The sequence below is a fragment of the Brevundimonas sp. P7753 genome (genome assembly GCF_013386595.1).
Classification (GTDB): domain Bacteria; phylum Pseudomonadota; class Alphaproteobacteria; order Caulobacterales; family Caulobacteraceae; genus Brevundimonas; species Brevundimonas bullata.
The window spans coordinates 1-376 of the sequence record NZ_JACARP010000193.1 but is presented as its reverse complement, the minus strand read 5'-3'; the positions used below and the strand labels follow the sequence as shown (position 1 = coordinate 376).

Annotated in this window: 1 protein-coding gene; it reads right to left on the bottom strand. The window is 53.7% G+C overall.

The annotated features are described in order from the left end of the window. A partial coding sequence (locus HX774_RS20455; RefSeq protein WP_370523751.1) for an immunoglobulin-like domain-containing protein occupies positions 1 to 120 on the bottom strand: 120 nt, incomplete at its 3' end. Positions 121 to 376: the final 256 nt, after the last annotated feature.

The window sequence follows — 376 nt, the reverse complement described above, 5'->3', positions numbered from 1 at the left end:
AGTTTGGAAAACCACCGCACCAGCCGTTTTACCGGCTTCAATCGTGATGGTTTTGCCGTTTCTCAGCGTGACGGTCACAGCGGTTTGCGCTGGGTTAGTCAACGTCGCGGTGTAGGTGATGTTTCCGCCTTCAACGACCGAGTTATCAGCAGTCAGAGTGACGGTAGTGGTGTCGATCGAGTCGGTGATCGTGGTGGTCGCTGGCGCTGGATTCGTCGCCAGGTTCTCGAAATTGCCACCTTCAGCCTTGGTAATCGTCGTGTTAACGGTGGAACCGTTGTTGTATACGTCGTTAGCTGGGGTTTGGAAAACGACAGTCCCTTAGGTCTTGCCCGCTTCGATGACAATCGTCTGTCCATTGCTCAACTTCACGGTC